This is a genomic window from Lactobacillus ultunensis DSM 16047 (genome assembly GCF_001436305.1).
Classification (GTDB): domain Bacteria; phylum Bacillota; class Bacilli; order Lactobacillales; family Lactobacillaceae; genus Lactobacillus; species Lactobacillus ultunensis.
Map to the genome: position 1 here is coordinate 1 of NZ_AZFO01000078.1, position 899 is coordinate 899.

The following is an 899-nucleotide window of genomic DNA, read 5'->3' on the forward strand; positions in this document are numbered from 1 at the left end:
TCAAATTAAGTGCAACAGTTAGGTTATGAAGAGATATATTGCTTGAAGAGTTCTTCCGCTGTGTGATATTGGAGGATTCGGCGATGTTTGTGGTTAATGGCATTAGTTGTCTGTTGAACATAAGCAGCTGTCTTATCTTTCATGCTTTTGCCCTTAGGGAAGAACTGGCGCAGAAGACCATTGCAGTTTTCATTTGTGCCTCTTTCCCAAGGAGAATACGGATGAGCAAAGTAGATCCGGCAATTCTTAATTTTAGTCATGTCCGCAAACTCAGAACCGTTGTCAAAAGTAATAGTTTTGAACCAATCAGGATGCTGGTCTATTTCCTTTTGAAGCAGCCGCTGACAAGTGCTTGCTCAATAATCCGGTATTTTGATAACAACTTCAAAACGGGTAGTTCTTTCAGTCAGAGTCATTAAGGCAGGCTGATTTTTACGTCTAACGCCTTTAACCAAATCTCCCTCCCAGTGAAGAGGAGTGGCTCTGTCTTCAACTTCTTTAGGCCGCTGTTCAATTGAATTGCCGAGGTTCTTTTTGTGCAAAGCATGCCCATCATGACTATGATGCCGTTGGTTTCTGCGTCTTTTAAGCTTCATTGGCAGATCAATGTTGCTTACATCTAGCAGACCGCGATCAATATAGCGATAAACGGTGGGTGTGCTGGGGCATGGATAGCCTGGCATAGTCTGCTTAAACTCGCCCACAAATTCATCAATGCTAGTGGCATCGAATTTGGCTTTAAACCGTTTATAAAGCATTCTCAGAAATACAGCATAGCGTTTCAGCGGATCGCGTTTATAGCAGTTCTTGCGTCGCTTATCATGATAGATCTGCGCAGTGTCAGCGTAGTAATGCTCATAGAACAGATAGTTGTGATCTCTTTGCAGGACGCTGCCACG

Annotated in this window: 1 pseudogene; it reads right to left on the reverse strand. The window is 43.3% G+C overall.

Going from position 1 to position 899, the window contains the following annotated elements:
- Window positions 1–23: 23 nt before the first annotated feature.
- Window positions 24–899: pseudogene (locus FC57_RS10375) on the reverse strand (IS30 family transposase); the annotation flags it as partial.